This is a genomic window from Staphylococcus sp. HMSC061G12, assembly GCF_001838465.1.
Taxonomy (GTDB): Bacteria; Bacillota; Bacilli; order Staphylococcales; family Staphylococcaceae; genus Staphylococcus; species Staphylococcus simulans.
In genome coordinates this window covers 1-4,974 of sequence record NZ_KV837013.1, presented here as the reverse complement: position 1 = coordinate 4,974, position 4,974 = coordinate 1, and the positions used below count along the sequence as shown (strand labels likewise).

Sequence of the window (4,974 nt, the reverse complement as noted above, 5' to 3'; positions counted from 1 at the left end):
TGTTTAAAGAGGCAAGAAAGAAATTAAAAAATGGAGATTTATATTATCTTAAAGAAGTAGATCCGACAGATTTAAATGTATTCAAATTTCCCTTATACTCTTACAAAGCATTTGGGACAAAATCAAAATTTCGGTATTTTTTCAGAAATTTGCCACTCCAGGAACTAAAAAACGGTATTACTTTTTGAAGGATTTTATACAAAATTTTAGTTTGCATGTAGATGGGCAGTGTCTAAAAAGCGTCACTGGTTTCGCTTAAAATTTGTGATGTGAAATCAAAATATATTTATTTGGTTCATATTTACATTTTAAAAGCCTTTTTTGATTTCTAAGTACTTTTACTAGAAAAATAAAAAAACGCTTTAAATAGGCTTAAATTTAAAAAATAAGTGTAAAATCATTTTGGCGTTTTTAGAAAATCAATCTTCTAAGTCTAAAAAAGTGCAATGATTTTTTATGCCGAGAAAACTTTTTGTGAAAGAACCCCTCTTCAAATATACTTAATGAAGTAGGTCCACCAGCACGTTTTTGTCCGGTGGCTTATTTTCGGGAAGTTTGAAGAGGGAAAGTTTCTGCACAAAAAGAAAATTGGAATAAATGCAATGATAGAGAATGAAGCGCGATATATCAGTGATGCAAGCTCTACTTTCTTTTTATTTATAGCTAAAAATTTAAGGTTTGAACCTTGGAAGGAGAAAACAATGAACTTTGGAGAATAGATTAAACAGTTGAGGAAAAAAATCAAATCACTCAATAGGAGATGGGGAAAGACTGGGATTTCGAGACAAGGGATTTCACATTGGGAAAATGATAGGAATTTACCTGATATTGAAATGCTGATTTTAATATCTCGATCATTCAATATTTCTTTAAATGAATTAATTTTAGGAGGAAATGAGATGAATAATATACCAGGAAAAATTATTAGAGATAGTAGTGACACAAAAAGAATCAAAATAAAGATGGTGCGGATTGGTATTGCTTTATTTGTTTTAAGTTTGATTTCATATTTTTATGCTTTATTATTTGCGCCGATTAGTATGGAAAACTATTTTAGTGATTTCTCATCCTATTTGATGTTAAGTGGCTTTATATTAGTATTTGTCGTTGGAGTCCTTAGTTTTTCTGAGAAGTTTCAGGAAAAAGGTGATAAAAATTATGAAGTATTGACGTTTATTGGGCTAGGAGCAATGATTTTAGGTGTTATGCTCTATGCAATTACTTTGATGACAGGATGGTTTTCAGGAATCTTTGGTATTATATTATGTTTTATTGGTTTTATAATTATTATTTTTATATTTTTAATATAAAAATAATAATTAATTACGATAGTCTAACATTAAAATTTTAGGCTTTTTTCTTTTTTTAGTGATTTCTTTTTCAGCATACAATTACATTTCTTCTAAACGACTCATACCCTCTTCATCTACATAGTCTCCTAGATTCAATACTTGTTGGTTGACATGTGCAGTAAAGTATCTTGTTTCAGGCTGTTCTGCACTCTACATTAACTGTAAGGGGCACAAAATTCATCCTACTTTCAAACCTTAAGGAGCTACTTACATCATGATATTGATACAGATGGTTATATAATTAGACGTTTGATATTGAATCAAGATACAGCAAAATTGAGATATACACAAACTGAAAGTACATTGTTAGTTAAATGTAAAACTTCGTGGCAAGATGTTAGGATAAATTTATGAAAGGTGTATTGGAAAATGAGTTTAAAATTAAAGAAAGTAAGAGTTAGATTAGCTAAAAAAATCAAAACAAACTAGTTATATCTTATATCGAGATAACAAAGAAGCCGAGAAAAAAAAGAGACTCAACGACATCAGAAATGCAACAAAGGATATATTGAAATTAATGAAAACTACGATGTTTTTTGTGCATCATACCTCCTTTGTGTATGCAGATGATCTTTAATTATGAATACATACAATATATACGCATAATATATGCAACATCTAAATACGATATTTCAATTACAGGTAAACAAGTTTAATGATTAACTCGTATACTTTATTTAATCGTAAATAAGCATACGCATGAATGATAAAATGTATCAGATGATGTATAAAATATCAAAAGGCTTAAACGTTGATTTAACAACGTTTAAGCCTTTTGAGTTAGTTGACATAATTAAATAATTATGGGTAGTTAGTTTGTATACTCTATTCACTTTATCTATATATTAAAGATAATTTTCCTCGATGTATCTTGCAACTGCATTAGCTAAAATATTAGAAGATGATAAAAGCATAAAATGTATTGCATCATTTAACGATATTATGTCTCCTACATATATATTATTCATGTTATCTTCAACAATATCGCTTTCTTGAATTTTGATTTTATCGTTTAAGTCAATCGGATACTCTAACGCAGTTATTAGCGTTAACAATTTAGTTATACTAGCAGGATTACTTTTATCTGATTCATTTTTCGAAAAAACACTGTGAGGTTTAAAGTTCTTTAAAAGTTTTATATTTTTTAATGGATATTTAAAAACCGTAAATGAATTTGCATCTATGTTATTTTCTTTGTTATCTAAAACAGTATCTATAATAAGTTTTACTTGGTGAAATCTATTTCTTTTTGCTTTTAATACTGTTACTAAATATATCTCATCTTTAGCATATAACAGGACACTTAAATTTTTTATAAAACCTACGGTACCTGTCTTTCCACCTAAAATATCATAATAATTATTTAAACTTTTATTATATACAGTACTTTTAATTTCCGATTTTCTTGTATTATCTCCTAATATTCTTACTATATGTTTCTCTTTTTTCCAAATTTTAACGATAATTGGATTTAAACTTGCTTGTAATAACAACAATGATAAATCGTAACTTGTTGATAGTTGTCCTTTTTTAGTTAGTCCTGACGGATTTTTAAAATTTGAGTTTAACATTCCTATATTTTTTGCTACTTCATTCATTTTATTTATAAATAAATCCATTTATTTTCACCTGTTTTCTTTTAGTATTCAATGCTAGTATATAATAGAAATTAAAGGTGTGAAATTGATGATTAGATTTGAAATCTTTAAAAAACTACAATTACATAAAGATCAAAATTATCTCAATATATATGTCCTTTATCTCTTAGGCTTCAATTCAGATACGAAGAAGAGGGCGTTACTTTGCTAACAATTTTATTCATATCATAGTGCCCGCTAGTCTTTAGTACTATAATATGTAATTAATAGATAAGTTTTCAAAAGATACCACCGAAAAACCCCCACACTATTTGCAACAGTATGGAGGTAGTGCATTAATTATTAAACATTTTCGTTAACTAAAGTATGACCATAGTTAGTCAACAAATATGAAATGCTAAACATAACATTTTTAGAACGAGTATATTATACGAATACACACAATTTAAATTTATTTTTCTAATTGTTTAATACTCTCTCTATTGAAGTCATCTAAATCATCTGGTGTACGACTTGTTACAATATTATTATCTATAACAACGGATTCATCAACAACATGTGCTCCTGCATTAGATAAATCTTTACGTACGTTAATAACACCAGTTATTGTACGTCCGTTTAAATCATCTGTATCAACTAGTAAAAGTGGACCATGACAAATCGCAAATATTGGCAAATCATTTTGAGTAAAGTACTTAGTGAATGCGCCATAACGCCCTTCTTCATCACCACGTAAATGGTCAGGTGAAAAGCCACCAGGAATTAATAATGCATCATAATTTTCTGGTTTCGCATCTACAATACTAACGTCTACAGTTACTTTCTCACCGTGTTTGCCGACAAGTTCATGATTTGCTGTATCTCCAATAATTTCAGTATCAAATCCAGCATTTTCTAATGCTTCTTTTGGGCTAGTTAATTCTATATCTTCAAATTCATCTGCTAAAATAATTGCTACTTTTTTAGTCATAATACAACATTACCTTTCAGTTTATATTTTTAATCTAAATAATATATACACTTAGTTGGGGATACTTTAAACATAATAATTTTTTCATTGCTAATGCTTAGAGATAAACAATCTCTATCTTCAATAAAAAATGATATAGATGCATATATTTTCTTTTCTTAACTCATTATCATTAATGTTAAAACATATCTTCTTAACATCATTTAATATTAATTAAGAATTCGCATCAACTATATCACGACATTGTTTAGCAGCAGCTCTTGGGTTATCAGCATTTGCAATACCACCAACAACAATAATTAAATCTGGTTTTTCAGTTGCTACCTCCTCAATTGTATCCGGTTTGATTCCACCTGCTACAGCTACTTTTGAATTTGAAATAACTGATTTGACAGTACGTAAACTTTCTAAAGGTGATACACCTTCAGCTTGTAAATCATAACCCGTATGCACAGCAATATAGTTAGCACCCATTTTATCTAATTCAGCTGCACGTTGTTCTAAATTTTGAACCGCAATCATATCAACTAATAATTCTTTACCGCTTTTATGCGCTTCTTCAATAGCACCTTTAATTGAAGCATCTTCAGAAACACCAAGAATTGTTACAATATCAGCTCCGAATTTTACAGCTTGACTTACTTCATATGCTGTGGCATCCATAATTTTTAAATCTGCTAATACCTGTATATTATTCACTGACTTACTCATATGTTTAACCGCAGATAATCCTTCATTTATGACAATTGGAGTTCTGATTTTTACGATATCAATAAATTCTTCTACTTCTTGAGCAAGCTTTGCTGCCTCCTTTTGGTCTAATAAATCGATTGCTATTGTTTATCACCTTTTAAACAATGATCGTTTAAGGTTAAGTGACTTACAAAATAAACTACCTGATATCAATCAGCGCATGTTAATAAGACAACTTAGAGAATTAGAGCAGGATAAAATTATTGAAAAGACAATCTACCCGGTAGTGCCTCCTAAAGTAGATTATAAATTGACTGAAATAGGGTTAAAACTGGATAAAGTGGTCTTTTCAATTTGTAAT

At 29.0% G+C, this 4,974-nt stretch carries 4 protein-coding genes and 3 pseudogenes; 4 read left to right on the top strand and 3 right to left on the bottom strand.

Annotation, left to right across the window (positions count from 1 at the left end; genetic code table 11):
- The 3 genes and pseudogenes from HMPREF2937_RS13935 to HMPREF2937_RS00855 all read left to right on the top strand — a co-directional run.
- Positions 1-188 (top strand): annotated as a pseudogene (locus tag HMPREF2937_RS13935) (hypothetical protein); the annotation flags it as partial.
- Between the two features lie 540 nt (positions 189-728).
- Positions 729-869, top strand: a pseudogene (locus HMPREF2937_RS14210) (helix-turn-helix transcriptional regulator); the annotation flags it as partial.
- A gap of 30 nt (positions 870-899) precedes the next feature.
- Entirely contained in the window at positions 900-1,310 is a 411-nt protein-coding gene (locus HMPREF2937_RS00855) for a hypothetical protein (RefSeq protein ID WP_070863823.1), read from the top strand.
- 887 nt (positions 1,311-2,197) lie between these two features.
- Here the strand turns inward: HMPREF2937_RS00855 and HMPREF2937_RS00850 are convergent.
- The 3 genes from HMPREF2937_RS00850 to hxlA all read right to left on the bottom strand — a co-directional run bounded on the left by HMPREF2937_RS00850 (position 2,198) and on the right by hxlA (position 4,757).
- Positions 2,198-2,971, bottom strand: coding sequence for a serine hydrolase (locus HMPREF2937_RS00850; RefSeq protein WP_070863822.1), 774 nt, complete (start codon positions 2,969-2,971; stop codon positions 2,198-2,200).
- A gap of 430 nt (positions 2,972-3,401) precedes the next feature.
- Positions 3,402-3,920 (bottom strand): type 1 glutamine amidotransferase domain-containing protein, encoded by a 519-nt coding sequence (locus tag HMPREF2937_RS00845; RefSeq protein WP_070724901.1) that lies wholly within the window; start codon positions 3,918-3,920, stop codon positions 3,402-3,404.
- A 213-nt stretch (positions 3,921-4,133) separates the two neighbouring features.
- The gene (gene hxlA / locus HMPREF2937_RS00840; protein WP_070863821.1) at positions 4,134-4,757 is read right to left on the bottom strand and encodes a 3-hexulose-6-phosphate synthase; all 624 of its coding nucleotides are present in this window, start codon (positions 4,755-4,757) and stop codon (positions 4,134-4,136) included.
- Between hxlA and HMPREF2937_RS00835 the strand changes: the two are divergent.
- Positions 4,750-4,974: pseudogene (locus tag HMPREF2937_RS00835) on the top strand (winged helix-turn-helix transcriptional regulator); the annotation flags it as partial. The gene hxlA and the pseudogene HMPREF2937_RS00835 overlap by 8 nt on opposite strands.